Below are 25,680 nucleotides of genomic sequence, written 5' to 3' on the forward strand. Positions count from 1 at the left end.
TATGGCAACAGCGAAGGCTGGGCATTATGCGCGCTGATCCGCGTCCGGCTCAAGTGAAGCGGCCGGATCCCGGACGTGCAGCCATGACGCGGGCGCCGAATTGCTCCACAATGGCAGGCATCGATTCAGGTGCGGGTGATCCATGACCTGGTTCTGGCTGTGGTGGACAAGGGTATACAGATTCTTGATGACGGGACGCGAAACGCTGGTGGTACAGCGGCGGGATGACTACGGCGCACTGCGCATCACCGAGAACAGTGAGGGTTACCGGTTTCTCTATTTCGGCTCGCTGACCGAGCAGAGCTGCGTGTTCATGCCGGACCCGGCATGGCTCGAGTACGACTACACCCGCGCCATGCAGCTGGCCAACTTCTGGGTCCCGGCGCCGGCGCAGATGACCCTGCTCGGGCTGGGCGGCGGCGCCCTGGCCAACAGTCTGCTGCGGCATTTCGATCCGCAGCAGGTGACCGCCGTGGAGTTGCGTCGCGAGGTGGTGACCCTGGCGCGGGAATGGCTCGGCCTGAGTGAGGATCCCCGTCTGCAGGTCAGAGTCGGTTGTGCCGAGCGGTACATCGACTCCGCCGCTGCCAGCTGCGACCTGCTGTTTGTCGATCTGTACATGGAAGGCGGGCTGTCGCGGCTGCAACTGCAGTCCGGTTTCTTCCGCAAATGCCAGCAGGCCCTGCGCCCCGGTGGCGTGCTGGTGATCAACCAGTGGCAGATGGGCGAAAGCGGGCTGCCCTATGGTGCCAGCCTGCTCAACGAGCTGTTTGGTGACCAGTATCTGCAGGTACAGGTGGAGGAGGGCAACATACTGCTGTTCATCCCCGCCGCCGGTCAGCCACCCCTGAACCTGGACCGCCCGGCGATGCATGACTGGGCTGCCGGTCTGCAACAGCGGCTGGGTTACTCGCTGCAGCCCTACATCAACAATCTGCACCGGGCGGCGGATGTCGTCGCCCCGGCCGACTAGACCGACTGCTGCTGGCCGGTAAAACGCAGCATGCTCCCGCAGCGCAGGCAAGAATAGCGTCGCCCCCGGGCCACCAGAGCATGGCGCTGCGGAGTGAAGGGCATGTGCTCGGGGCAGGAGCAGCGGTACAGATAGCGGGTACTGCGCCTCCGGGGTACCTGATAGTCATGACAGCGCAGCGCCGGCAGCCCGAACAGGCCGGTCATCAGCCCCTTCCATTCCTTCCCGTGGGGCCGGATACGCTCGCCGTACAGAGTATGTGCCAACAGGTGGGCGACCTCATGGGGCACCGTCTGCCGCAGGAAATCCTCGGCGTTTTCCCGATACAATTGCCCGTTGAAGCGCAACAGATTGCGATACAGATAGGCCACGCCGGCCTTCTGCCCGCGCAGGTCCAGGGTCACCTGCGGGCGGGGAAAGGAGCGGTTGAAATGGCGCTCGGCGAGCTGGTAGCACTCTTCGAGTCGGTGCATTATGAGTTCCATGGTGCGCATTATACGGGCCGCAGGGCCGGACGGGAAAAGGATACGGACAGGCGATGAATGGACTGGGTTATGACATCGAGCTCACAGGACTGCTGATCGCTCTGGCGGTCGGGCTGATCATCGGCTTCGAAAGGGGCTGGCAGTCGCAGAATCTGGACGGTGCCCGCCCCGAAGAGATAGATGACCAGACGGTGACCGGTATCCGCACTTTTGGTCTGCTGGGACTGGCCGGCGGGGTAGTGGCCCAGCTGGGTATGCTCAGCAGCCACTGGGTGCTGGCGGCGGCCTTGCCCGGCGTTACCGCTCTGCTTATCGCCGGCTACATCCACACCAGCCGGGCAACCGGCGATCTCGGTGCGACCACCGAAGTGGCAGCCCTGCTGGCCTTCCTGCTGGGGGCCCTGGCAGTACACGGCCTGTATCTGGAGGCGGCCACGGCGGCCGTGGTCACCGCCGTGCTGCTCGGCTCCAAGGAACGTCTTCACGCGCTGCTGCGCAATCTGTCGCGGCTGGAGCTCAATGCGTCCCTGCAGCTGCTGGTGATAGTGCTGGTGGTGCTGCCATTGCTGCCCAATCAGTCCATGGGCCCCTGGGACAGCATCAATCCCCAGGTCATCGGCTGGCTGGTCATTCTCATTGCCGGCATCAGCTTCGCCGGCTATTTCGCCGTCCGGCTGCTGGGGGATCGGGTCGGTCTGGTGCTGACCGCGTTGCTCGGCGGCCTGGCTTCCAGTACCGCATTGACCCTGGCCTTCTCGCGGATGGCCCGTGTAGATAGCAGGCGCAGTGCATTGCTTGGCGCCGGGATTGCCCTGGCCTGTGGCACCATGGCGGTACGTCTGCTGATCGAGGTGGCAGTGGTCAACCGTGCTTTGGTCATGCCTCTGCTGCCGGGCGTGCTGGCACTGGCGTTGATACCCCTGCTGGCGCTGGGCTGGATCATCTGGCGCCACCGCGGCGAGCAGCCGGTGCGGCACGCCCCGCCGATGCACAACCCGCTGGATCTGCAGCAGGCGCTGGTCATGGCCGGGCTGCTGACCCTGATCTTCATGCTCTCCAGCGGTGCCGAGCACTGGTTCGGCAGCCAGGGGGTCTATGTGCTGTCGGTGCTGGCAGGCGTTGCCGATGTGGACGCGGTCACCATTGCCCTGGCGCAGCAGGCGCGCGATGGTCTGGACGAGACCGTGGCGGTGCGCGGCATACTGCTGGCGGCGCTGACCAATACAGCGGTCAAGGCGGTCATGGTGCTGGTGGTCGGCGGACTGCCTCTGGCGCGATGGGCCAGCTCCATATTGCTGCTGGCCCTGCTGGCCGGTGGTGCCGCGCTGCTGCTGGCCTGAGGCGCCCAGCGCTCAGAAGATGCCGGCATCCAGACCGGCGGCCATATACAGTGCGAGCTCTTCCACGCTGCCGACAAACCCCGGCTGCCATTCGCCGCGCAGTACCAGTGGATCCTGCACCCAGGTCCAGCGCAGGCCGGTGACTATGGTCTCCACCGCCCGGCGGGTGCCTGTCCCGTCATGCCCGGCCCGGATATAGAGGGCGCAGGGCAGGCCCTGCTTCTTCTCCAGCACCGGGTAGTAGCAGCGATCAAAGAAATCCTTCAGCGCCCCGCTCATGTAGCCCAGGTTTTCCGTGGTGCCGAGAAGGATGCCGTCGGCCTGCAGCACATCCTCCGGGGTGGCTTCCAGCGGTGCCACACAGCGCACCTGCACATTCTCGATGGTGTCCGCGCTGGCCCCACGTACGGCGGCATCGCGCAGCAGACGGGTGTTTTCAGACGGGGCGTGGGCGACGATCAACAGATGCCGTTCGGGCATGCACATTCCCTCCGGTGCGGGTTCAGGGGCTTGCGGCCAGTGTAGCGGTTTTACTCGGCGCGGTGGCGGGATCGCCGATCCTGTCTTAGCTTGGATGGGGTGCCATACCTTCTGAATCATTCTGCCAGAGGCCTTGCATGCTACGCATAGTGACCACCATCAGTGCCCTGTTGACGGGCGTTGCCCTCATGCTCATGGGCACCGGACTGCTCAATACACTGGTGCCACTGCGCGGTGACGCTGAAGGCTTTTCCGATCAGGTTCTGGGTCTGTTCGGATCCGCCTACTTTGCCGGGTTCATGCTCGGTACCTGGCTGTGCCCCCGGCTGATCCGTCGTATGGGGCATATCCGCGCCTTTGCCTTTTTCGCCTCAGCCGCGGCGGGCTGCATCATTCTCCATGTGATGTTCGTCAACATGCTCTTCTGGCTGCTCCTGCGGCTGGTGGCCGGGACCATGTTGGTGGGGGTATCCGCGTCCATCGAGAGCTGGCTCAACTCCGGAGCGCCCAAAGAGCGCCGTGCCCGGGTGTTCTCGGTTTACATGGCGGTCAACCTGGGCGCGCTGGCGCTGTCACAGCAGCTGCTGCAGGTGAACAATCCGCTGGCCAACCTGATGTTCGGCGTCTCGGCCTTCTTCGTCATCGTGGCCATAATGCCGGTGGTGGCCACGCGCTTGCCCCAGCCGGAGATAGCCGACGCCCCCGGGCTGCGGCTCACAGCCTTGTGGCGGGCGGCACCCGTCGCCTGCGCCGGCGCGGTTCTGTCGGGCCTGGCCATGGGTGGATTCTGGGGCCTGGGCGCGCTCTTTGCCGGGCGCATGGGGTTGGAGACCGGGGAGATCGCCAGCTTCATGTCCCTGGTAGTGGTAGCCGGGGCCCTGTCCCAGTGGCCGATGGCAATGGTCTCCGATCGCATCGACCGGCGCATGGCGTTGATGGTGGTGGCTGGTCTGGCGGCGCTGGGTGGGCTGGTGATGGCCATGTTCGGCAGCGTAAGGGCAGGGTTGCTGATTGGCGCCGCTCTCTTCGGTGCAGGCTCCTTTTCGGTGTATCCCACGGTGGTGGCTCACCTCATCGATCACCTGCGCAAGGAAGACGTGCTGTCCGGCAGTGCCGGCATGCTGATGCTGCATGGCGTGGGTTCGGCAGTCGGGCCGGCCATTGCCGGTTGGCTGATGGCCGGCTCGGCAACCCTGCTGCCCCTGTATTTCCTGGCCATGTTCAGTGTCTGTGGCCTGTACAGCCTGTGGAGCTGGTATCACACCCGTGACCGCATCGTCGCAGCTGCGGCGCGTCAGGTCAGCATGGCAAATACGGTGTCGGCCGAAGCCCTGGAGATGGTGGTGGACGAGCAGAAGCCGGATGAGGAAGCGGGCGACCCGGAGGTCGCCCGATGAGCTGTTACTTACGCTCGCTTGGGTGGATCTGGAAAATGGCAGTGGTGCCGCTGACCTCGTTACCGACAATCAGCAGGGGCTCGCCGGTGGGGGAGTCTTCAGCACTGACAAAGGCCAGGCCTTCGGGGCCCAGATCGCCAGCCTCATCCAGGCGCCCGGCAGCGGCCAGCTCCTCCGGCTCGTCCACCCAATTGTTCCGGGTGTTCAGGTAATCCTGGAACAGCGGCTGGTTGGGGTCAGTGATGTCGAACACCATGATGCCGCCCATACGCTCCAGCCCGATGAAGGCAAAGGCCTGCTCACCGATACGGCCCAGGGCGATCCCTTCCGGCTCGGGCCCCTTGGCGTCGCTGCGGCTGTCAAAACCATTGGCTTCGTTATGACCCGAGTTGAAGTACTCCAGGCAGGGAATGCTGCGATCCTCACCCAACAGGCACTGGTAATCGGTCTGACCGGCGAGAAACTTCTCGAAGAAATCCCCGGAATCCCACACCAGTTCACCGTCCTCATCCCAGATCGAGAAGGAACGGGCCCCATAGGAATGCAGGGTGTGGTACATCAGATAGCCGTTGCTGGCATCCGCTGTCGGGTCGGGATTGCCCGCCGCATCGTGGTAGACCGGGCTGCCATCGGCCTGGGTCTTGTAGCCCTGCACCCAGCTGACGTTCAGCCGGCCCAGACCGGCACCGCTCGCCGGATCGGCCTCGTCCTCGCGGCAGGACCCCGAAGGCCTGCTCGGATCCAGACCGGCACCGCAATAGGAGAACACGGCCGGATCGAGCAGGGCACCCCTGGCCAGCTCAGCCAGCTGCGGCGGCATGTCGTCAGCGTAACGGCGGCTGAAGCCATTATGGTGAACCAGATGCTTCAGGCGTATCTCCTCGACAAAGCCCTTGCTGCGATCGCCTGGCAGGGAGTCGTCCGAGCCCCAGTAGGCATCATCATCCTCGCCCCAGGCCCGGGCATCGCCCTCGTTGGCCGAGACGATATAGGTGCGATCCTCGACGCTGTAACTGGCGATGGCATCGGGGTGGTACATGCCTACGACCCCCGGCCAGCTCTGGAAGTTGAGTGCCGGAGCTCCAGCAGGACCATCTTCGTCGCTGGCATCGATCTGGTTGCCCGCCTGACCGTAATCCTTGTAGCCCAGGGGCAGGATGTCGGTGATGGTCGCGCTGGCGATGTCCAGGCGTGCCAGTGCGTTGTTTTCCTGCAGGGAAACCCACGCAGTGCTGGAGTCGGGGGAGACGGTGATGTACTCGGGCTCCACGTCCCGGGCCACGCTGGCCAGGTTGTCGGGGCCGTAGACCTCGCGGTTGTCCCCGGGGCCGTAAATGCGTACGCCACGCTCGATGAGCTGCTGTTTCTGCGCTTCGAAATGACCGAAGCCGGCAACCCGAGCCGTGCCGAAGCCGCTGCCATCGGCCAGTACTTCCACCACGCTGATGGAGCCTTCCGGGTCGACGGAATAGTCATTGCTGGGCTCGCCTTCGTTCGCGACCAGGACATAGCGGCCGTCAGGAGTGAAGGTGACCATGTCCGGCAGGGCACCTACCTGCACGCGGTCGATCAGCGTCAGGGTAGTGGCGTCATACAGCTCCACGCTGCCGGGGCTGGTCTTGGGTGAGGCCTCCACAGCCACCGCCAGCAGGCCGTCACGCCAGGCCACGCTGTTGATGGTTGCGGCGGAAATTTCGGTGGCCAGGGAGCCAAGCAGGGTCGGGGTCGCAGGGTTGCTGGCATCCAGCACATCCACCGCACCGGACCGGGCGTTGACCATGAAAATGCGCTGGTTCACCGGGTCGAAGGCCGGAATCTCCGCCGCACTGACCTCATAGGCACCGGTGGAATAGCGGCCCAGCAGGCTCAGCTCGATATCCTGTGGTCCAGCAGCTGGGGGTGCCGCAACGCCGTCGTTGCTGCCGCCGCCACTGCCACCAAGACAGCCGCTCAGGCCGGCCGCAACCGCCAGGGCAGTTGCACTCATCATCCATCTTTTCATCAGGGGCTTCCGTTAATTGAAATGGGCGCCTACTTGATAACCCCGGCCGGTTACGGAGCGGTGACGAAATTGCTGCGAAACGAAGACAGCAATGAAGGGTAAAGGGCGTAATGCAGTTTCGCTATCACCCGCAGGTGCTTAACCGCAAAACTCTCTAAAGCGGTCGACTTGTTTCTCCGCAAGTTTGGCTATAGTCAAGGCAGGTGTGCGACACGATGTCGCATCTGCTGCCCGGCGCCCCAAAGGCCCGGTACAAGAATAAATCAGGAGGTCAGACCATGATCCAGAATGTTGTGGGGCTGTTCACCAATCCGGACAAGGCGTGGAGAAGCATCAAGGCCGGTGAAATGACTCTCGGGCCGATTTACCTGGTGCACGTACTGGTTCTGGCGGCTATTCCTGCGGTATCTGCCTATATAGGCACAACCCAGGTAGGCTGGACCATAGGCACCCTGGAACCGGTCAAGCTGACCCAGGCCAGTGCGCTGCAGATGACGGCGCTCACCTGGTTGGCGATGCTGGCCGGCGTGGCGGTCATGGGCGCCTTCATCCACTGGATGTCGCGTACCTATGATGCCAACCCGACCATCAGCGAGTGCGTTATCTTCGCCGCCTACACCGCAACTCCCCTGTTCATCGCCGGATTGGCGGCCCTTTATCCGGACCTCTGGCTGGCAATGATCGCAGGCACCATCGCCATCTGCTACACCACCTACCTCCTGTACCAGGGCATCCCCATCTTCATGGGCATCCCGGAGGAGGAAGGCTTCCTGTTCGCCAGCTCCATTCTGGCGGTTGGACTGGTGGTTCTTGTCGGCATGATGGCCACAGCGGTCATCTTCTGGGGGCTGGGTATCGGCCCTGTCTACCTGCGCTGACATCCCTGAACGCGGAGGGTGCCGACCGGCGCCCTCCGCATGCTCCGCTGTTTTTCTGGTGGTCGATTCCCGGTAGAATGCCCGGTTTTGAGTACATCCGGGTTCCCCACCATGTCCAGCCTTAGCGTGAACCAGAACAAATTGCAGAAACGTCTGCGTCGTCTGACGGCAGAAGCGGTTACCGATTACAACATGATCGAGGACGGCGACAAGGTCATGGTCTGCCTGTCCGGTGGCAAGGACAGCTACACCATGCTGGACATGCTGCTGTATCTGCAGAAGGTCGCGCCCATCCGCTTCGAGATCGTAGCGGTGAATATGGATCAGAAGCAGCCCGGCTTCCCGGAGCATGTGCTTCCGGCTTACCTTGATGGCCTGGGCATTGCGTACCACATCCTCGAACGCGACACCTATTCCATCGTCAAGGAGAAGGTGCCCGAGGGCAAGACCACCTGTTCCCTGTGTTCGCGCCTGCGTCGTGGCAATCTCTACACCTTTGCCGACGAGATCGGCGCCACCAAGATGGCGCTGGGGCACCACCGGGACGACATCGTCGAGACCTTCTTCCTCAACATGTTCTATGGTGGCAACCTCAAGGCCATGCCGCCCAAGCTGCGCTCCGATGACGGTCGCAACGTGGTGATACGCCCGTTGGCCTACTGCAACGAGAAGGACATCGAAGCCTATTCGGCATTCAAGGAGTTTCCCATCATTCCCTGCAACCTCTGCGGCTCCCAGGAGAACCTGCAGCGCCAGGTGGTCAAGGAGATGCTGCGCAGCTGGGAGCGGGAAACCCCCGGCCGGGTGGAGAACATCTTCCGCGCCCTGCGCAACGTTCAGCCGTCTCAGCTGGCCGATACCGCGCTGTTCGACTTCGCCAGCCTCAGGGTGGATGACAGCGCCACGCCGCGCTTCGTCAACATCATGAATCTCTGACCCCGGCAAGGAGCGGTCATGCGCAACTACCAGTGGCTGGAAGAGTATTGCCTTAACCGCTTCGGCTCCCGTCAGGCGCTCGAGTCCCGTCTGCCGATCCCCCGTGATCCGGAGCAGCTCAGGGCCATGCCCGATGACCGCTACCTGTCGCAGATTGCCCTGAGAGTGTTCCGGGCGGGACTCAAGCACAGCGTGGTGGATGCCCGCTGGCCGGCGTTCGAGGAAGTATTCTTCGGCTTCGACCCCGAGAAGGTGGTGCTGATGAGTGCCGAGCATATCGAACGGCTCATGGGCGACAAGCGGCTCATCCGGCATCTTTCCAAGATGCGCAGCGTGCCGCGCAATGCGCAGATGGTGCTGGACCTGAGTCGCGAGTACGGCAGCATGGGCGCGCTGATAGCCGACTGGCCCACTGAGGATATCGTCGGCCTGTGGCGTCTGCTGGCCCGGCGGGGCAACCAGCTGGGCGGGCTCTCGGTACCGCGCTTTTTGCGCATGATCGGCAAGGATACCTTCGTTACCACTGCGGATGTCCTGGCAGCGCTGGTGGCAATGGGTGTGTTGGACAGGGCGGTGGCGACCAGTCAGCGGGACCTGGCCACGGTGCAGCAGGCATTCAATCAGCTGGTCGAGCAGAGCGGTCGGCCACTGTGTCAGTTGTCAGTCATGCTGGCCTTCACGGTGAATCATTGAGTTACGTTTCAGCGCTCAGGCGGTATCTCAGAACTTGACCTCAACCCATTGTCTTGGCAAGGTAATCGCATCTTCCATCCGAGGGTGTGGTATGCGCCTGTTCCTGTTGCCGCTGCTGACCGCGCTGGCCGTTCTGGCTGGCTGTGCCACTGCGCCACAGCCTCTTCCACCGCCGCCCCCTGTTGCAATCGAAGCGCCCACCAAGCCCTCCTTCCATGACGAGATCCTGTTCCACGCCTTCAGCCTGGTCGGTACACCCTACCGCTGGGGTGGCAGCTCCCCGGAAACCGGCTTCGACTGCAGCGGATTGATCAACTACGTGTTCCGCGAGACGGCTGGGGTCACGCTGCCCAGAACCACCGCCGGCCTCAGCGAACTGCCGCGCAAGGCCGCGACCAATGCACTGCAACCCGGTGACCTGGTGCTGTTCTCGACCCGTGGCAAGCGGGTGGACCATGCCGGTATCTACGTCGGGGATGGACGCTTCCTGCATGCGCCCAGCAGTGGGGGACGAGTGCGCCTCGACGATCTCCAGGCCAGTTACTGGCAGCGCAGTTACATCAGCGCCCGGCGGGTGCTCGATCACTGATTCTCTGCAGTACTGCAGCAGCAACTGTGTTCAGCGCAGGGGTTGCAGCCTCGCTTCCAGGCGTCCTTCGCTCACCAGCTCCATGAACTCGTCGCCCAGTCGCTGACTTTCCGCCATGGCCTGACGCCAGTACTGCTCTCGACCCGCATCGTCGGCGCCGAACCGGCGATAGTCCCGGCGATCCGGCAGCTTGCCGTAGGGCAGGCGCGCCAGATAGGCCGGCGAGGGCGCCACCAGCAGCACATCCCCCGCGCGATCAGCGCAGGCCCGGCGCCAGGGCATCGCCTTGTCGAACCAGCCCGGCACCACCCGGTCGATGAAGTGCGGGTAGAGCACCACGCCGGGAGCCTTCCAGGGCAGATCCAGGTGGTAGTCGAGCAAGCCGCCATCGCGGTACACGCCCTCGCTGGCGCCGGGAATGTCCCGCACCGCCTCCATCACCATGGGAATGGAGCCCGAGGCCAGCAGTGCCGGTCGCAGGTTGTCCGTGCTCAGGCTCACGTAGCTGGTGACGAAGTCGTCAAGATCACCAAGGGGCGGAGCCAGCCGGGCATCGTGGATGATGACCCGTTCGAACCACCGCTTGAGGTGGCGCCGTCCCAGCAGGTTGCTGCCAATCACGCCGCCCAGCCCCAGCCCCAGTGCTCTGGGGTGGTCCAGCTGCAGCAGACGCAGGGACTTCACCACCATGATGTTGAGATGGTAGAGAGGATTGGCCAGGATGGCTTCATCCTGGCCTTCCAGCAGTTCATCCAGCATGGTCGCGCAGCGCCGGCTGATCTCCGCCACGGTGATGCCCTTGGGGAAGCGCTGGGTGGTATAGAGTTCACCCAGACGCTGCAGGCCGGCCACCGGGTCCGGCTTGCACACGCTGGCGAAGCGCCAACTGCCGATCGAGGCGCCCACCAGACTGCGCGGTTGCGGCGCCTGGGGGAGCCACTGACCGAAGATGGCCATGTCCAGACCCTGGATACCCAGTGCCTTGGGGCCTCCGGCAGCGCCGGGTATGACGTGGATATCGGCTGGTTGCAGGCCCGATTCACGAATGCGGGCAAGGGCGCGGGCGCCGGCGCGGAGCGTCAGAGCGGGTTCGGGAACATGAATGGCGACCATGAAACATCCATCAGAGCGAAGCAGGTTGTCATATTGTCTCAGGATCAATGTCGCTTGTCAGCGCAGGGCAGCTCAACGTCTGAAAAGTGACGTAGCGTCGGTGTGTAGTGGGGGCATGGATGGAGCGATAGGTAGAACGGAGCGGCCGATCTGATGGTCTTAAGTCTGGCTTCAGGTTGTTTTAAGCCTGAATTCAGTTTGGTCCTATAGGCTATCCTTGTGTTCAAACAACGGAGTTACCTGATATGAAAAACTACATTGCACTGTCCTGCGCCGTACTGCTGGGTGTTGGTTCTGCTGCCGCCATGGCTGATGATGATATCAGCCGCGAGGAGGCGGCCCGTCTGGTCGAACAGGGCACCATCCAGTCGCTGGAGAGCCTGGAGCAGAAGGCGCTGTCGATCAAGGCGGGCCAGATCACCGACCGCGATCTGGAGCTGGACGATGGTCGCTATGAGTACAAGCTGGATATCCGCAGCGAGGATGGTACCGATTGGGATATCACCCTGGATGCAGCCACCGGCGACGTCATCAAGACCGAGCAGGATGACTGATCTTCACCGTCGCCTGAAACCAGCCGCCCTGTGCGGCTGGTTGTTTTTTGGGCTCTGGGCCAACCTCGCGTTCGCCCATGACATTGATCAGGACGAAGCCCTGCGCCTGGCCGAGCAGGGGCGTATTCTGCCATTGCACGCTCTTATTGAAGATGCGCTGCAGCGCTATCCCGGGCGCTTTCTCGGCGCCGAGCTGGAACGCGATGATGGTCGGTACATCTATGAGCTGGAACTGGTCACCCGGGATCGCCGGGTTGTCGAGCTGGAGTATGATGCGGTCACTGGCAGACTGCTGGATGTGGATATCGACGAGGATGACTGATGCGGCTGTTGCTTGCCGAGGATAACGTGGCCCTGGCGGAAGGGCTGATGCAGGATCTGCGGCAGGCGGGGTATGTCGTCGACTGGCGTGCCGACGGGCGTGATGTGCAGCAGCTGGCCGAGATCGAGCCCTATGACCTGTGCATTCTGGATCTGGGGCTGCCCGGCAGAAGTGGACTGGAGGTCCTGCAGGCCTGGCGTGCCCGGGGGATGAATCTTCCGGTGCTGATCCTCACTGCACGCGACAGCTGGGCCGAGCGGATCGATGGCCTGCGCGCCGGCGCCGATGACTATCTCACCAAACCCTTTCATCCCGAGGAATTACTGTTGCGGGTTCAGGGTCTGCTGCGTCGCAGCCATGGGCATGAGCCCAGACCGACCCTGCAGGCCGCCGGCCTGACGCTGGATGAAAGCACCCAGCAGGTCTCCGGGCCCGGACTGGAGGCGGTGGATCTGTCGGCCAGTGAGTTTCGCCTGCTGCGCTGCCTGATGCTGCACGCGGGCAAGCTGGTGTCCAAGTCCCGGCTCATGGAGCACCTGTACGATAACGAAGCCGAGCGGGAATCCAACGTCATCGAGGTGCAGATCAATCATCTGCGCCGCAAGATCGGCCGCGACGCCATCGAGACCCGCCGTGGTCAGGGCTACGTGCTGGTCGGGCGGCAGACGTGAATTCCATCAGCCGCCGCCTGGGTGGCGGACTGCTGCTGGTACTGCTGCTGACGGTTACCCTGGTCGGGCAGGGGGCGGTGTGGGTCTTTGACCGGGCGCTGCGCGATTACCTGAGCCGCGACCTGCAGCGCGAAGCCGATGCGCTGCTGGCTGCGGTCAGCAACGGGCCGCAGGGGCTCTACCTGGATACCGGGCGCGTCAGTCCGGATTACATGCGGCTGTATTCCGGGCGCTACTTCATTGTCGAGGCGGGCCCGCATCGCTGGCGCTCGCGTTCATTATGGGACCAGCGTCTGCCCATGCCGCTGGACAGCGCTGACCATACCCTGCAACCCGGCCCCTCCGGACAGCAGCTGCTGGTGCGCTCCGAGCGGTTCAACAAGCTGGGGCAGTCAGTGCAGATCAGTGTGGCGCTGGATTATCAGCCACTGCTCGAGGCCTTTGCGCGTGCCCGTGTCTGGCTCTGGGGGCTGGGCGGGCTGGCGGTGCTGATCAGCCTCGCGGTGCAGCAATTGCTGCTGCGCAAGGCACTACGGCCGCTGCGCCAAGCCCGGCAGGAACTGGCCGAGTGGCAGGCCGGGCAGCGTCTGCAGTTGTCCGATCAGGTTCCGCAGGAACTGCTGCCGCTGGTACAGGAAGTCAACCATCTCGGAGCGCAACTGGAACGCCTCATCCAGCGCGCACGCAAAGGCGTCGGTGATCTCAGCCACGGCTTGAAGACGCCTCTGGCGGTGGTGGAAAGGCTGCTCACCAAAGAGGTGCTGGATGTCGGGGATCGGGAGGTCCTGCGGCAGCAAATCGAGCAGATCCGCCGTCAGCTCGAGCGCGCTCTGCAGCGCGCACGACTGGCGCCGGAGCGCCAGCTGACCCGACGTTTCAGCGCAGCGGAGGACCTGCCCTGGCTGTGTACCTCGGTGCAGCAGTCCCATGACGAACGGGTGCGTATCGAATACCCTGATTTACAAGGTAAGGCGCCCTGGCCATTCGAGCGCGAGGACATGCTCGAGCTGCTCGGCAACCTGTTGGACAACGCCTGCAAATGGGCCCGCAGCCGGGTCCGGCTGGAGTGGCAGGTGACCGAGCAGGAGTTATTGCTGAGTGTCGAGGACGATGGCCCGGGAATAAGCGAAGCCGATCGGCAGCGGGTACTGCAGCGCGGGGTCCGTCTGGATGAGGCAGTCACCGGGCACGGACTGGGACTGGATATCGTCGGCGACCTGGTCGAAGTATACAACGGCGACCTCCAGCTCCGGAAAAGCCCACTGGGCGGCCTCGCCGTCCAGGTTTGCCTCCCTTACCCCCACCAACCCTGACGAGCACCGCAGATCGGCGGATCGCCGGACCGCCGGACCGCCCGGTGCGAAATTTTTCATGTACGAGCGCCGCCTCGGTGCGAACAGGCGGGCACATTTCTGCGACCGGGAGTACGTTTTCGCACCCCGGGCGGGTGCTCCTACGGTTCGGGGAGGATCCCGGTTTTGATGTAGGAGCACCGCCCTCGGTGCGAACAGGCGGGCACACTTCTGCGACCGGGAGTACGTTTTCGCACCCCGGGCGGGTGCTCCTACGGTTCGGGGAGGGTCCCGGTTTTGATGTAGGAGCACCGCCCTCGGTGCGAACAGGGCGGGCACATTTCCGCGACCGGGAGTACGTTTTCGCACCCGGGGCGGGTGCTCCTACGGGTCGGAGTTGGGATTGGCTTTGTTGTAGGAGCAGCGCCCTCGGTGCGAAGCGGAGCCCAGCCAGCACCCCGCGCCAACCCCCTTCGCACCCGACACGGGTGCTCCTACAACCCAAGGGGCATCTTGTGTAGGAGCACCGCCCTCGGTGCGAAAGTTTTATGTAGGAGCACCGCCCTCGGTGCGAAGCGGAGCCCAGCCAGCACCCCGAGCCAACCCCCAATCGCACCCGACACGGGTGCCCCTACAACCGATAACCCCTCCGGTGATGGCTCAGAGCACCATCGCCGCTGCCCAGCCAAAGGCAATCAGCGGCAGGTTGTAGTGCAGGAAGGTAGGCACAACGGTGTCCCAGATGTGGTTGTGCTGGCCGTCCACGTTCAGGCCTGCGGTCGGGCCCAGGGTGGAGTCGGAGGCCGGGGAGCCGGCGTCACCCAGGGCGGCGGCGGTGCCGACGAGGGAAACGATCGCCAGCGGGCTGAAACCCATGTGCATGGCCAGGGGTACATAGATGGCGGCGATGATCGGTACGGTGGAGAAAGACGAGCCGATGCCCAGAGTGATCAGCAGACCCACTACCAGCATGAGCAGGGCAGCCAGCGCCTTGTTGTCACCAATGTACTCCACCGAGGTGGTTACCATGGTTTCGATATGACCGGTGGCCTGCATCACCGAGGCAAAACCGTTGGCGGTAATCATGATGAAGCCGATCATGGCCATCATCTTCATGCCCTCGGTGAAGAGGTCATCGGCCTCGCGCCAGCGCACCACACCGGACATGGAAAACACGATGAAGCCGGCCAGCGCGCCCATGATCATCGAGTCCAGCCACAGCTGCACGGCAAAGGCCGCTACCACCGCCACCAGTGCCACCAGCAGGGTCTTGGGACTGTAGACGACCTTGTCCTCTGGCTTGTCGCCGCCCCCGATCTGTGCCGGAGCGTAATCGCGCTTGCGGCGATAGCTGACGAAGGCCACCGCCAGGCCGAACGCCATGCCCAGAGCCGGCAGCGCCATGGCCTGCATCACGTTGATGCCGGTGGTATCCAGCCCGCCGTCACGCATGTTGGCCAGCAGGATGTCATTGAGGAAGATCGCACCGAAGCCCACTGGCAGGAACATGTACGGCGTGATCAGGCCAAAGGTCAGTACGCAGGCCACCAGACGGCGATCCAGACGCAGCTTGTTCATGACAAACAGCAGCGGCGGGATCAGCAGTGGGATGAAAGCGATGTGGATGGGCAGAATGTTCTGCGAGGCGATCGCCGCGCCGAGCAGCAGTGCCAGCAGGATCAGACGCAGCTTGCCGGCACCGGCTTTGCTCCCGCTGTTGATCATGCCCAGAGCCCGGTCGGCCAGAGCATGGGCAGTACCGGACTTGGCGATGGCCACGGCAAAGGCGCCGAGCAGGGCATAGCTCAGGGCGACTGTCGCACCCTTGCCCAGACCAGCCTGAAAGGCCTGCAGGGTATCATCGAGAGTCAGGCCACCGGCCAGACCTCCGGCCACAGCACCTGCAATCAGTGCAACAACAACGTGTACGCGACACAGACTCAGCGCCAGCATCACGCCTACTGCTAGAACAACCGCATTCATGGGGTAGCTTCCTGTCAGGGGCTCGAAAAACAGCCAAGGATACCCGAAGCGGGCAGGGCCTAGCCATGGATGATGGAAAGCTGACGCAGATCGGTATCTTTCTGGCGACAATCTTGCATAATCTGTACAGCCACCTGACCTGGAGACTCTGTTGTGATCGAAGGACAACCGCTGCCGTACTACCAACCGCTGATCGACACCGCCACCGGCCGGGTCGCCGGCTATGAAGTCCTGGCCCGCCTGCGTCGGGACGACGGCGAGGTAGTCAGCGCCGGCCCCCTGTTCAACGATCCGGATGTCGACCAGACCGAGCTGTTGCACCTTGATCGAGCGGTCCGCCGCATGGCGCTGGAGCACTTCAAGGCCACGCCTACCGGCTTCATCAGTCTGAACATTTCGCCCAAGTGGCTGGCCCAGGTCAGTCTTGAGGCGCCGCTGCCGAGCTTGACCCTGCTTGAGGAGCTGGATCTGGCACCTGAGCGTGTGGTGTTCGAGATTTCCGGCCTGCAGGGGGATCCGGATCGCCTGCGCCAGGTGGTGGCTCGCTACAAGAACGCCGGCATCCGCGTGGCAGTGGATGACTTCGGTACCGGTTATTCCATGCTGGATCAGGTGATTGCGCTGCAGCCGGACTTCCTCAAACTCGATATCCAGCTGCTGCATCAGGTCACCCGGGAAAACAGCAGCAGCTCGGAGTTCGTCAAATCACTGGCGCTGGTGGCCGAGAAGAGCGGCTGCTGGATCATCGCCGAGGGTGTCGAGACCGAAGAACACCTGCACTTTGCACTGGATTGTGGCGCGCGCTATGTGCAGGGATACCTTTTTGGTGCAGCCGAGGAAAGCTTCCTCCAGCCCGACGCGCTGCAGCCGCTGTTTTCCCACCTGCGCGACCAGTACGTGCAGGCCAAGCTCGCCGAACGTGGCCGCTTTCTGGAACTGCGCAGATCCCTCGGCCAGTTGTTTGCCGAACTGCGCATCTGGCTGGAGCAGGGCGGCAAGCCCGAGTCCCTGCGCCCGCCGACGGAATACCCCTGGCTGCTGCGCTTCTTTCTGTGCGACGCCTACGGTACGCAGATCTCGCCGAACTATGAGTGGACCGGTCAGCGCTGGCGGCAGGACCCGCGCTACCTGGACCATAACTGGTCATGGCGTCCGTACTTCTACCGTATTCTGGCGGCGGCGGGGGAAGACAGTCGGGTTCTGCTGTCCAGTCGCTACCGCGACGCGAGCAGCCACCGCCAGTGCATGACCTCCGGCCTGTTCATTGACGAGGGGCGACATTTGTTGCTGGTGGATATCGATGTGGAGCGGCTGCAGCAGGTCGGCAGTCGGGGATGAAGGGAGGTTGCCGGCCGCGACCGGCAACCCTCGGACATCAGACGCGGAAACGAGCGAGCAGGGCGCTGATCTGCTCGCCGATACGTGCCAGATGCTGACTCGCCTCGGCAGTCTGCTGAGCGCCTTCGGTGGTTTCCTGGGCCAGCCCAGCGGCCTCCGTCACGTTGCGGTTCACATCTTCCACCACGGTTGACTGCTGTGTTGTGGCGCTGGCGATGGAGGCGTTCAGAGCCACCAGCTGCTGCATGGCCTGGCTGATCTGCTCCAGCGCCCGGCCCGCCGCATTCACCTGCTCGACACTCTGCTCCGAATACTGGCTGCTCTCGTTGATCACATGAACCGCCGACTGGGTGTTGTTCTGCAGCCGGGTGATCATGTTGTGGATCTCCTCGGTGGACTTCTGGGTGCGTTGGGCCAGGTTGCGTACCTCGTCCGCCACCACGGCGAAGCCGCGACCCATCTCCCCGGCCCGCGCTGCCTCGATAGCCGCGTTCAGGGCCAGCAGGTTGGTCTGCTCGGCGATGGCACGGATTACATCCAGTACCGTGGCGATCTCATCCGCATCGGTCGACAGCGTCTCCATGTGCCCCACGGCTGTGCCGACGCTGGCGGACAGGCGATCGATATGTTCGATGGTTTTCCTTACCTGCTGCCGGCCGAACTCGGCGCCCTCACTGGCGTTTTCCACCTCCCGTGCGGCGGCATTGGCGTTCTGCGCCACGTCCTGCACACCATAGGTGATCTCGTTGATTGCCGTAGCCATCAGATCCATGCGCTCGGATTGCCGGTTCATGCCGTTCAGCGTCGCATTGCTGATCTGGTCCAGCTGTTGGCTGGCGCTGATCATCTGATTGGCGCCATCGCCCAGCTGGGTCACCAGATTGCGCAGGTTGCCGGTGAAGGTATTGAAGTGGTAGGCCAGCAGCGACAGCTCGTCCCGCCCGTTGCTGTCCAGGGTGCGGGTCAGGTCCGCTTCGCCCTGGGCGATATTGCCCATGGCCTGGACTACCACGTTCAGCGGATGGGTGATGCTGCGGCCGATCAGGTAGATGGTGGCGACCATGAACAGCACGATCAAGGCCACTACGGACAGGGCCCACACCATCTGGTCACGGAAGCGCGCCTCCATCTCGTCCAGATAGATACCGCTGCCGATCATGTAGTCCCAGGGTTTGAAGTGGGTGAAGGCTGACAGCCGACGAACCGGGTCATCCACGTCGATCTGTCCGCCGGGTTTGACCCAGTTGTATTCATAGTGGCCGGTGCCCTGGACGCGGGCCAGGTCGACCATCTCCTTGATCACATTCACCGAGCCCGGACGTCCCAGCGTGCTCAGGTCGACGCCTTCGGTTTCCGGCGCCATGGGATGCATGAGCATCACGTAGTTCATGTCATTGACCCAGAAGTACTCGTTGCCGTCGTAGCGCAGCTGGCGCAGGGCTTCCAGGGCTTGCCGGCGCGCCTCCTCGCCAGTCAGCTCCCCGCTGAGCTCGCGCTTGTGGTATCCAGCCAGCAGACTGTGGGCGGTTTCTACCAGGTGGGTTGCCTTGGTGATCTCCGCAGCGTGGATTTCCTTGCGTAGGTGATCCAGGGAAATGTAGGTCAGCAACAACAGGCTGATCAGGGCCACCACGAGGATAAGCCACAGTCGTTGATTGATCCTGACTCGGCGTAAGAACTCCATTTTGATCTCCGCGCTTTAGTGTTATTGATTATTGCGATCTGCTCTGTAGGCGATCTACCGAACCTTATCGGCCGGAAGGGTGGTTACTGGAGCATTTTTTATCTTTCTGCGCAAATGCACATGGCCATCATTTGTATGCTGAATCGCCAGCGCGCCCGCCGGCTGATGAATGGCATAAAAGCGCCCCAATGCTGCCTTCCGCTGCAACGGGGAGCGTGATACATTGCCGCCGCTCCATGTGCTGGCGGGCACTTTCCGCTGCTGGCCGGGTCTACCCGTTTGTTTCTCATGGGATCTCATATGCAGCTATCTATCAAAAGCCTGTCCTTCACCGCCCTGTTCGGGCTGTCCGCCATCTCCACTGCATTGCTTGCTGAAACAGCTGAGGTAGAACCGCCGGCTGATGCGGTCATGACCGAGGACGTGGAAGGCAAGGTCATTGTCGGCTGGGTTGAGAAGGGGCTGATCCTTCCGGAGCAGACCGCAGTCAAGGTCAAGGTCGACTCCGGGGCACTGACCTCCTCCATGCACGCTATCAATCTCGAACGCTTCCGCCGCGACGGCAAGCGCTGGGTGCGCTACGACGTCGAGGTCAAGGACGCCGATACCGGCGAGATGACCACCCTGCATTTCGAGCGACCGGTCTACCGTCAGATCACCGTGCGCGGTGCCGGCGGGGAGGACTACCGCCCGGTGGTCAAGATGCGCATGTGCATCGGCAACCGCATCTACGAAGAGCAGTTCTCCCTGCGGGACCGCAGCGACATGACCTATCCGGTATTGCTGGGTCGCCGTACCATCGAGCATATCGGACTGATCGACGTGTCCAGCACCTTCCTGCTGCCCCTGGAATGCCCCGAGCAGGCCAGCGAGGAGGAGCGCCAGCGTCAGCAGAAGCTCAAGGAAGATCCCAGCCTGATCGACGAGAGCCAGATCGATCAGCCCTCCGAGCCGGAGGAAGAGGATGACGAGCAGGAAGGTGGCGAGCAGGAAAGCTCAAAGAGATAACGCCCAACCACCCGCTGCCGTGGCCAGCACCACCAGCCACGGCGGCAGCTTCCAGAACACCAGCGCGACCAGTGCCGCGAGGGCCAGAACGAAATCCGCCGGCCCGCGAATGGCAGTGGTCCACATCGGCTGATACAGCGCCGCCAGCAGAAGTCCCACCACAGCTGCATTCACCCCCGCCAGCGCCGACCTGATGCGCTGCCGGCGGCGCAGCCGATCCCAGAACGGCATCACCCCAATCACCAGCAGAAACGACGGCAGGAACACCATGACCAGGCAGAACAGGCCGTTCAGCCAGCCCGGCAGTCCGTTATCCATCGCAGCGCCAAGAAAGGCGCTGAAGGTGAACAGTGGGCCGGGTACTGCCTGGGTTGCCCCGTAACCAGCCAGAAACACCTCCACATCCACCCAGCCGGTATCCACCGTCTCGGCCTGCAGCAGCGGCAGCACCACATGGCCGCCACCGAACACCAGTGAACCGACACGGTAGAAGGTGTCCGCCACCACCAGCAGCGGTTCTGGGTGCAATGCTGCCAGCAGGGGCAGCAACAGCAGCAGGGAAAAGAACAGCGTCAGCGCCAGCATGCCCGCCGTGCGGCTTACCGGGGCAGGGGTGGAGTCCGACTCGGCTGCAGGCTGCGGTCGGATCAGCAACATACCGACCACGCCCGCGCCCAGCAGCACCAGCAACTGGCCCCAGTAACTGGACATCAACAGCACCGCCGCCGCTGCCACAGCCATCATGGTTACCCGCAGGCGATCCGGGCACAGGGTCCGGGCCATGCCCCAGACCGCCTGGGCCACCACTGCCACAGCCACCACCTTCAGCCCCATCAGGGCGCCAGCCGCCAGATTGCCATGACTCGCCAGCAGACTGGCGAACAGGATCAGCGCAATGGCCGAGGGCAGGGTGAAACCCAGCCACGCCGCCAGCGCACCGCCATAGCCCGCCCGGCCAAGGCCCAGGGCAATACCTATCTGACTGCTCGCCGGACCCGGAAGAAACTGGCAAAGCCCGATCAGATCGGCATAGGCCCGCTCCGACAGCCATTGCCGGCGCAGCACAAACTCATCACGGAAGTAGCCCAGATGAGCAATGGGGCCACCGAAGGAGGTCAGCCCCAGACGCAGGAAAACCAGAAAGACTGCCCAGGGACTGCGATCGTCACGGGGCAGGGGGGCAGGCGGCTGTTTCACGGAGACGCCCGAGTTACCACATCAGGTCATCGGGAATCTTGTAGGCGGCGTAAGGGTCGTCCTCATCTGCCGGCTGCTCTTCCACCTTGGCAATGATGACCGGCCAGTGCGGCGCGCGCTCGGCCACCTTCTCGGCGGCCTCCAGCGGAATGATCTGGAACTGGCCCGACAGGCGCACAATGGCAAGCCGGCCACGGCTTAGCCGATCGAACTGCTCCTGGGTGACGTGGATCTTCTTGATCTTGTTCTTCACGACGAACTGATAGGGCACATCGCCGGTGCTGCGGTCGATCACCGCCTGCTCGATGATCTGCTTGGCCTGGGCCTCGCGCTCCTTGCGCGCGGCTTCCTCCTGGCGCTGCAGATTCAGCTGACGGTCGCGCTCGGCCTTCTCCGCACGGGCACGCTCGACGGCCGCAGCGGTATCCTGCACCTTCTCAGGGGTATTCTTGGCAGCCTTCTTCTTGGCGCGCTGGGCCTGCTTGATTTTCTTCTCATCGACCAGGCCAGCCTTCAGCAGCTGGGCTTGCAGTGAATTGAGCATGCGGGGTGGCACCTGTGACAGCAGTTAACAGAAGGCGCATTCTAGGTGTTTCCAGGTTACAGGAACAAGCCGCAGGGGCATTGCACCCGATCAGCGATCCTCGCCGCGCTCCTGGGCCTCGAGTTCCGCCTGACGTTCCTTGATCTTTTTCATCTGCTCCTCGCCGATCGGCATCTTGTTCGCCGTCTTGCGCAGCATGTACAGACCGCCGATGACGGTAGCAATGATGATGAGTACAAATATCCAGCCGATAGTGGGCATTATCCAGCTCCCGATTGATAGGCACAGTCCAAGCATGGGCGATAGCCAGCGGTATGGCAATGCGCTGGCGAGACAGGGAATAAACGTCGCTGCTTGACTTGAGCCGCTGAACGATTACAATGCGCGCCTGTTTCGACAACACGTTTGTCAAACCGACGCGCAGCGGTAGTTCAGTCGGTTAGAATACCGGCCTGTCACGCCGGGGGTCGCGGGTTCGAGTCCCGTCCGCTGCGCCATATCAGAAAGCCCTTAGCTTGTTGAAAGCTAAGGGCTTTTCTCGTTCTTGAGGTTTGGTTTTATGGTGTTGGCCTGCGAATGATTTTGACTTTGTGACCAAGGCGTGACCAAATCGTGACTGCTCCCCCTAGAAAACCGGTATTCATTTTCAGCTGGTTGGATGTAGCGCGGCGCGATATGTGCGGCTCGAACAGGCTGACAATCTTGTCCCCGGATGGAACCCGTTCACCCTGGATGACGCGACGTTCCGTTTGCTCGATTACCCGCGATGTCAGATCCCTGTAGTGCACCAGAGCGTCCAGCCATTTCCGTGTGGAGGCGCAAGCCTCGGTACCGTCAACGACCTGCTGATGTCCCCGATCCGCCTGCCTCACCGCCTTTTTCGCATTGAATATACGAAAGGCCAGAGACTTTGCCGCTTTGCGCTTGTCGGTAAAACGGATCTTCAGGCCAGTTTCGGCTTTGCTTTTTGCCAGCAGCCGACTGATCACACGAACACCATCATTCAACAACTGGCTGTCACTGGGCGCAGCAATATGACTGGCCACCACGGTACTGTCGATGCGGAGCTTATCCAGCGAAGCAACCCCTGTGTCCAGCAGCCGCTTTGTAAGCGCTTGGTGCGCCTGCTCCAGCGTCTCAGGCTTGATGCTGCGAATCGTGGACTGCAGGCAGGATCGGCTGGGTGACAGGTGAGCCGGCAATCGGGTAAACGTTCGGTAGGTCACCGAATCCGACAAATGAAAGGCCAGTTGTTCATAGCTGAAACCCTGTTGCTGCCTCATGCGTATTCCGCGCCATCGTGACCACCCATTCCGTTTCAACGTGACCGCCTGTTCCGGGCGATCGTGACCGTTGATTCCGCTTTATCGTGACCGATTTTGGGTGGTTCCCCGGAATCACTGGTCACGATGCCGGAATCCTCGGTCACGCTCCCGGAATCACCGCCAACCTGCTGGAATTCTTCAACTTTATTCGGCATACCGGTTCTTTTTCACTTCGGGGAAGAGCGGATGCCGGTTGCGAGGATTTCCATGCGACAGATAATCGAGGTCTTGCGCCTCAAGTACGAATCAGGTCTGAGTCATGAGCGCATCGCTCGGGCCTGCGGCATCTCCAAGGGGGTGGTTGGCAAGTACGTCAGCCTGGCTAAGGTTCAGGGCGTCACTTGGCCGTTGCCTGAGGGCACTGACGAGTCCCGGTTGGAGGCGTTGCTTTTCCCGGCCACAACACCACCCACACGCTTTGCCGAGCCGGACTATTTCCAGGCCCATCAGGAGCTCAAGGCCAAGGGTGTCACCCTGCAACTGCTCTGGGCCGAGTACGTGGAGCGTCACGGCGATAAAGCCTACCGTTACAGCCAGTTCTGTCATCACTACCGGGTCTGGCGTGAACGGCAGCGGCGCAGCATGCGTCAGGCTCACCGGGCTGGTGAGAAGATCTTCATCGACTACTGCGGGCCTACCGTGCCGGTGGTGGATCGGGCTACGGGCGAGATCCGCAAGGCACAGGTCTTTGTCGCCGTGCTGGGGGCCTCCAGCTACACTTTCTCCGAGGCCACCTGGAGTCAGCGCCTGCCGGACTGGATTGCCTCGCACCTGCGGATGTTCGCCTTCTTCGGCGGGGTGCCAGAGCTGCTGGTGCCGGACAACCTCAAGGCTGCCGTGACCAAGGCAGACCGATACACCCCCTCGATCAATGAGACCTACGCGGATCTGGCCGCGCACTACCGAACTGCGGTGCTGCCTGCACGACCCTACAAGCCCAAGGACAAGGCAAAAGCCGAAGCCGCCGTGCTGTTGGTCGAGCGCTGGATCCTGGCCCGGTTGCGGCACCAGACCTTCTTCACCCTGGCCGAACTGAACAAGGCCATTGCCGACCTGTTACCGCCGCTGAACCAGCGTCCGTTCCAAGGGCGGAGCGAGAGCCGTCGGAGCCTGTTCGAAGGTCTTGACCGGCCAGCCCTGCGACCGCTGCCGGCAACCCCTTACGTCTACGCTGAATGGCGCAAAGCGCGGCCAGGCATCGACTACCACATCGACGTGGAGAAGCGGCTGTACAGCGTGCCCCACGCCCTGGTGGGTCTGGTGCTGGACGTGCGAGTAACCCATAACGCGGTGGAGGTCATGCACAAGGGGCAGCGGGTGGCGCTGCACCCCCGCCACGGCAAGGACCGCTTCGTCACCCTGACCGAGCACATGCCCAAGTCGCATCAGGCCCATAAGAACTGGTCGCCCGGACGCTTCCTCAACTGGGGCAAGGACATCGGCCCCAGCACGCAGGCGGTCGTCCAGATGCAGCTCCGGGACCGCCCCCATCCAGAGCATGGTTACCGCGCCTGTCTGGGCCTGTTGAACCTCAGCCGTCGCTACAGCCGTGATCGTCTGGAGCAGGCCTGTGCGCGGGCTCTGGCCATCAACTCGACCAGCTACCAGAGCATTACGTCGATCCTGAAACAGGGCCTGGATCAGCTGCCTCTGCCCCTATCCGAGGACGAGACTGAGATGACCGAATTGCCCAGCCACACCAATGTGCGCGGCTCTCACTACTACCACTGATACCGGAGAAACTCATGCTGACTCAAAACACGCTCGATACCCTGCGCCAACTGAAACTAACCGGCATGTGCGATGCCCTGGAGCAACAGCGCATCCAGCCCGACACCCACGACTTGGCGTTCGAGGAACGCCTGGCCCTACTGGTGGATCGGGAAGTGCTGCACCGGGAAAACCGCCGGCTGGACCGGCTACTCAAGGCGGCCCACCTGCGGGTGCCGTCCTGTGTTGAAGATATCGACTATCGCCACCCACGCGGACTGGAGCGCTCTCGTATGGCGGAAATGGCCAGCTGCGACTGGGTCAGGCAGTCGCTGAACCTGTGCATAACCGGACCCACCGGCTGCGGCAAGACCTGGCTGGCGTGCGCTCTGGGTAACCAGGCTTGCCGGCAAGGCTTGTCCGTACGCTACTTGCGGGTGCCACGGCTGTTCGATCAGGTGCGCATCGCCCACGGTGATGGCAGCTACGCCCGGCTGATGAACCAGCTACTGAAAACCGACCTGTTAATCCTGGATGACTGGGGCATGCAGAAGGTGACCGCGCAGCAGCGACAGGACCTGATGGAGGTCATCGAAGACCGGCATGGCCGGGGCTCAACTCTGATAGCCAGTCAGCTGCCGACCGAGCACTGGCATGACTACATCGGCTCCGCCACGCTGGCCGACGCCATCCTGGACCGGCTCCTCCACGGTGCCCACCGACTCAATCTGAAGGGGGAATCACTGAGAAAAACCAGGGCTGAAACACCGGCGGCAGTTGACCTATCGTGACCGCTTAAAGTACAAAACCCACTCCAGCGCGATGGCCGTGTGCAAACCGGTCACGATGCCCGGAATGACCGGTCACGCTCGCCGGAATACGCACCTCAACAGCAGGCAACGCAAAACGCTCTCTGCGCTGAGACCCGTTCGCCCAACGGCTGAAACGGACGCGTCTACTAAGTCTGCGGCAACCAGATCCAGTATCTCGGGGTGCCTGTCCAGGACCTCCGATAGCTTCTGGAGTCTGCTGCCATACTCGTGATTCGAGTAATGTTCGAATATACTGGCCTGCGCATTGCGGGTCTCTCGCATGCTGGATCCTCCTGGTTGCTGGCGTTTTTTGTTCGCACCTAAAACATACCAGAGCCAAGAGGATTCTTTTAC

Annotated in this window: 24 protein-coding genes, 1 tRNA gene and 2 pseudogenes; 16 read left to right on the forward strand and 11 right to left on the reverse strand. The window is 62.7% G+C overall.

Annotated features, from left to right (window positions below; translation table 11 throughout):
• Positions 1 to 187 precede the first annotated feature (187 nt).
• Entirely contained in the window at positions 188 to 973 is a 786-nt protein-coding gene (locus tag VF673_RS09155; protein ID WP_440291693.1) for a spermidine synthase, read from the forward strand.
• On the opposite strand, the gene VF673_RS09160 is transcribed toward VF673_RS09155, so the two are convergent.
• The gene (locus VF673_RS09160; RefSeq protein WP_440291694.1) at positions 970 to 1,446 is read right to left on the reverse strand and encodes a SprT family zinc-dependent metalloprotease; all 477 of its coding nucleotides are present in this window, start codon (positions 1,444 to 1,446) and stop codon (positions 970 to 972) included. The genes VF673_RS09155 and VF673_RS09160 overlap by 4 nt on opposite strands.
• A 65-nt stretch (positions 1,447 to 1,511) precedes the next feature.
• Here VF673_RS09160 and VF673_RS09165 point away from each other — a divergent pair, with 65 nt between their 5' ends.
• Positions 1,512 to 2,798: an MgtC/SapB family protein gene (locus VF673_RS09165; protein WP_440291695.1), complete on the forward strand. Its 1,287-nt coding sequence runs from the start codon at positions 1,512 to 1,514 to the stop codon at positions 2,796 to 2,798.
• A gap of 12 nt (positions 2,799 to 2,810) precedes the next feature.
• Here the strand turns inward: VF673_RS09165 and VF673_RS09170 are convergent, their stop codons facing one another.
• Positions 2,811 to 3,278 carry a flavodoxin family protein gene (locus tag VF673_RS09170; protein ID WP_273125120.1) on the reverse strand — a complete coding sequence of 156 codons (468 nt, stop codon included), beginning with the start codon at positions 3,276 to 3,278 and terminating at the stop codon, positions 2,811 to 2,813.
• Between the two features lie 137 nt (positions 3,279 to 3,415).
• Between VF673_RS09170 and VF673_RS09175 the strand changes: the two genes are divergently transcribed.
• Positions 3,416 to 4,675 carry an MFS transporter gene (locus tag VF673_RS09175; protein ID WP_440291696.1) on the forward strand — a complete coding sequence of 420 codons (1,260 nt, stop codon included), beginning with the start codon at positions 3,416 to 3,418 and terminating at the stop codon, positions 4,673 to 4,675.
• 4 nt (positions 4,676 to 4,679) lie between these two features.
• On the opposite strand, the gene VF673_RS09180 is transcribed toward VF673_RS09175, so the two are convergent.
• Positions 4,680 to 6,677, reverse strand: coding sequence for a choice-of-anchor I family protein (locus VF673_RS09180; RefSeq protein WP_440291697.1), 1,998 nt, complete (start codon positions 6,675 to 6,677; stop codon positions 4,680 to 4,682).
• 278 nt (positions 6,678 to 6,955) lie between these two features.
• Between VF673_RS09180 and VF673_RS09185 the strand changes: the two genes are divergently transcribed.
• The 4 genes from VF673_RS09185 (at position 6,956) to VF673_RS09200 (ending at position 9,773) form a co-directional block, all read left to right on the forward strand.
• A complete protein-coding gene (locus VF673_RS09185; protein ID WP_440291698.1) occupies positions 6,956 to 7,555 on the forward strand; it encodes a Yip1 family protein in 600 nt (199 codons plus the stop codon).
• A 111-nt stretch (positions 7,556 to 7,666) separates the two neighbouring features.
• Positions 7,667 to 8,491, forward strand: coding sequence for a tRNA 2-thiocytidine(32) synthetase TtcA (gene ttcA / locus VF673_RS09190; RefSeq protein WP_440291699.1), 825 nt, complete (start codon positions 7,667 to 7,669; stop codon positions 8,489 to 8,491).
• Positions 8,492 to 8,509: 18 nt separating this feature from the next.
• On the forward strand, positions 8,510 to 9,184 hold the full coding sequence (locus tag VF673_RS09195) for a DNA-3-methyladenine glycosylase I (RefSeq protein WP_440291700.1): 675 nt from the start codon (positions 8,510 to 8,512) through the stop codon (positions 9,182 to 9,184).
• A 91-nt stretch (positions 9,185 to 9,275) separates the two neighbouring features.
• On the forward strand, positions 9,276 to 9,773 hold the full coding sequence (locus VF673_RS09200) for a C40 family peptidase (RefSeq protein ID WP_440291701.1): 498 nt from the start codon (positions 9,276 to 9,278) through the stop codon (positions 9,771 to 9,773).
• A 30-nt stretch (positions 9,774 to 9,803) separates the two neighbouring features.
• On the opposite strand, the gene VF673_RS09205 is transcribed toward VF673_RS09200, so the two are convergent.
• Positions 9,804 to 10,886, reverse strand: a complete 1,083-nt coding sequence (locus VF673_RS09205; protein ID WP_440291702.1) for a patatin-like phospholipase family protein — start codon at positions 10,884 to 10,886, stop codon at positions 9,804 to 9,806.
• A gap of 245 nt (positions 10,887 to 11,131) precedes the next feature.
• Between VF673_RS09205 and VF673_RS09210 the strand changes: the two genes are divergently transcribed.
• The 4 genes from VF673_RS09210 to VF673_RS09225 are packed head-to-tail and all read left to right on the forward strand — an operon-like array spanning position 11,132 to position 13,746.
• Positions 11,132 to 11,440, forward strand: a complete 309-nt coding sequence (locus tag VF673_RS09210; protein ID WP_440291703.1) for a PepSY domain-containing protein — start codon at positions 11,132 to 11,134, stop codon at positions 11,438 to 11,440.
• Positions 11,433 to 11,762, forward strand: coding sequence for a PepSY domain-containing protein (locus tag VF673_RS09215; RefSeq protein ID WP_440291704.1), 330 nt, complete (start codon positions 11,433 to 11,435; stop codon positions 11,760 to 11,762). Before VF673_RS09210 ends, VF673_RS09215 begins: the two co-directional genes overlap by 8 nt.
• The gene (locus VF673_RS09220) at positions 11,762 to 12,433 is read left to right on the forward strand and encodes a response regulator transcription factor (protein ID WP_090537246.1); all 672 of its coding nucleotides are present in this window, start codon (positions 11,762 to 11,764) and stop codon (positions 12,431 to 12,433) included. The genes VF673_RS09215 and VF673_RS09220 overlap by 1 nt, the downstream gene beginning before the upstream one ends.
• The gene (locus tag VF673_RS09225; protein ID WP_440291705.1) at positions 12,430 to 13,746 is read left to right on the forward strand and encodes an ATP-binding protein; all 1,317 of its coding nucleotides are present in this window, start codon (positions 12,430 to 12,432) and stop codon (positions 13,744 to 13,746) included. The genes VF673_RS09220 and VF673_RS09225 overlap by 4 nt, the downstream gene beginning before the upstream one ends.
• A gap of 639 nt (positions 13,747 to 14,385) precedes the next feature.
• On the opposite strand, the gene VF673_RS09230 is transcribed toward VF673_RS09225, so the two are convergent.
• Positions 14,386 to 15,708 (reverse strand): Na+/H+ antiporter family protein, encoded by a 1,323-nt coding sequence (locus VF673_RS09230; protein WP_440291706.1) that lies wholly within the window; start codon positions 15,706 to 15,708, stop codon positions 14,386 to 14,388.
• Between the two features lie 153 nt (positions 15,709 to 15,861).
• Between VF673_RS09230 and VF673_RS09235 the strand changes: the two genes are divergently transcribed.
• Positions 15,862 to 17,046 (forward strand): EAL domain-containing protein, encoded by a 1,185-nt coding sequence (locus tag VF673_RS09235; RefSeq protein WP_440291707.1) that lies wholly within the window; start codon positions 15,862 to 15,864, stop codon positions 17,044 to 17,046.
• Between the two features lie 37 nt (positions 17,047 to 17,083).
• Here VF673_RS09235 and VF673_RS09240 read toward each other — a convergent pair whose 3' ends face one another.
• The gene (locus VF673_RS09240) at positions 17,084 to 18,730 is read right to left on the reverse strand and encodes a methyl-accepting chemotaxis protein (RefSeq protein WP_440291708.1); all 1,647 of its coding nucleotides are present in this window, start codon (positions 18,728 to 18,730) and stop codon (positions 17,084 to 17,086) included.
• Between the two features lie 300 nt (positions 18,731 to 19,030).
• Between VF673_RS09240 and rloA3 the strand changes: the two genes are divergently transcribed.
• Complete coding sequence (gene rloA3, locus VF673_RS09245) at positions 19,031 to 19,738, forward strand: retropepsin-like aspartic peptidase RloA3 (RefSeq protein ID WP_440291709.1); 708 nt, start codon at positions 19,031 to 19,033, stop codon at positions 19,736 to 19,738.
• On the opposite strand, the gene chrA is transcribed toward rloA3, so the two are convergent.
• From chrA to VF673_RS09260, 3 genes are all read right to left on the reverse strand, one after another.
• Positions 19,727 to 20,935 carry a chromate efflux transporter gene (gene chrA, locus VF673_RS09250; protein ID WP_440291710.1) on the reverse strand — a complete coding sequence of 403 codons (1,209 nt, stop codon included), beginning with the start codon at positions 20,933 to 20,935 and terminating at the stop codon, positions 19,727 to 19,729. The two genes, rloA3 and chrA, sit on opposite strands and share 12 nt — an antisense overlap.
• 13 nt (positions 20,936 to 20,948) lie before the next feature.
• Positions 20,949 to 21,479: a DUF2058 domain-containing protein gene (locus tag VF673_RS09255; RefSeq protein WP_440291711.1), complete on the reverse strand. Its 531-nt coding sequence runs from the start codon at positions 21,477 to 21,479 to the stop codon at positions 20,949 to 20,951.
• A 90-nt stretch (positions 21,480 to 21,569) separates the two neighbouring features.
• Entirely contained in the window at positions 21,570 to 21,740 is a 171-nt protein-coding gene (locus VF673_RS09260; RefSeq protein ID WP_090537234.1) for a DUF2897 family protein, read from the reverse strand.
• Between the two features lie 159 nt (positions 21,741 to 21,899).
• On the opposite strand from VF673_RS09260, the gene VF673_RS09265 reads away from it, so the two are divergent.
• Positions 21,900 to 21,976: transfer RNA gene (locus VF673_RS09265), tRNA-Asp, on the forward strand.
• 180 nt (positions 21,977 to 22,156) lie between these two features.
• On the opposite strand, the pseudogene VF673_RS09270 reads toward VF673_RS09265, so the two are convergent.
• Positions 22,157 to 22,756, reverse strand: a pseudogene (locus VF673_RS09270) (ISNCY-like element ISMaq5 family transposase); the annotation flags it as partial.
• Between the two features lie 234 nt (positions 22,757 to 22,990).
• Here VF673_RS09270 and istA point away from each other — a divergent pair.
• On the forward strand, positions 22,991 to 24,535 hold the full coding sequence (gene istA, locus VF673_RS09275; protein WP_440291712.1) for an IS21 family transposase: 1,545 nt from the start codon (positions 22,991 to 22,993) through the stop codon (positions 24,533 to 24,535).
• A 14-nt stretch (positions 24,536 to 24,549) separates the two neighbouring features.
• Complete coding sequence (gene istB, locus VF673_RS09280; RefSeq protein WP_095624296.1) at positions 24,550 to 25,305, forward strand: IS21-like element helper ATPase IstB; 756 nt, start codon at positions 24,550 to 24,552, stop codon at positions 25,303 to 25,305.
• A 93-nt stretch (positions 25,306 to 25,398) separates the two neighbouring features.
• Here istB and VF673_RS09285 read toward each other — a convergent pair.
• A pseudogene (locus tag VF673_RS09285) lies at positions 25,399 to 25,608 on the reverse strand (ISNCY-like element ISMaq5 family transposase); the annotation flags it as partial.
• Positions 25,609 to 25,680: the final 72 nt, after the last annotated feature.

Origin of the sequence: Halopseudomonas sp. Lyrl_26 (assembly GCF_051948695.1) — a bacterium.
Classification (GTDB): domain Bacteria; phylum Pseudomonadota; class Gammaproteobacteria; order Pseudomonadales; family Pseudomonadaceae; genus Halopseudomonas; species Halopseudomonas formosensis.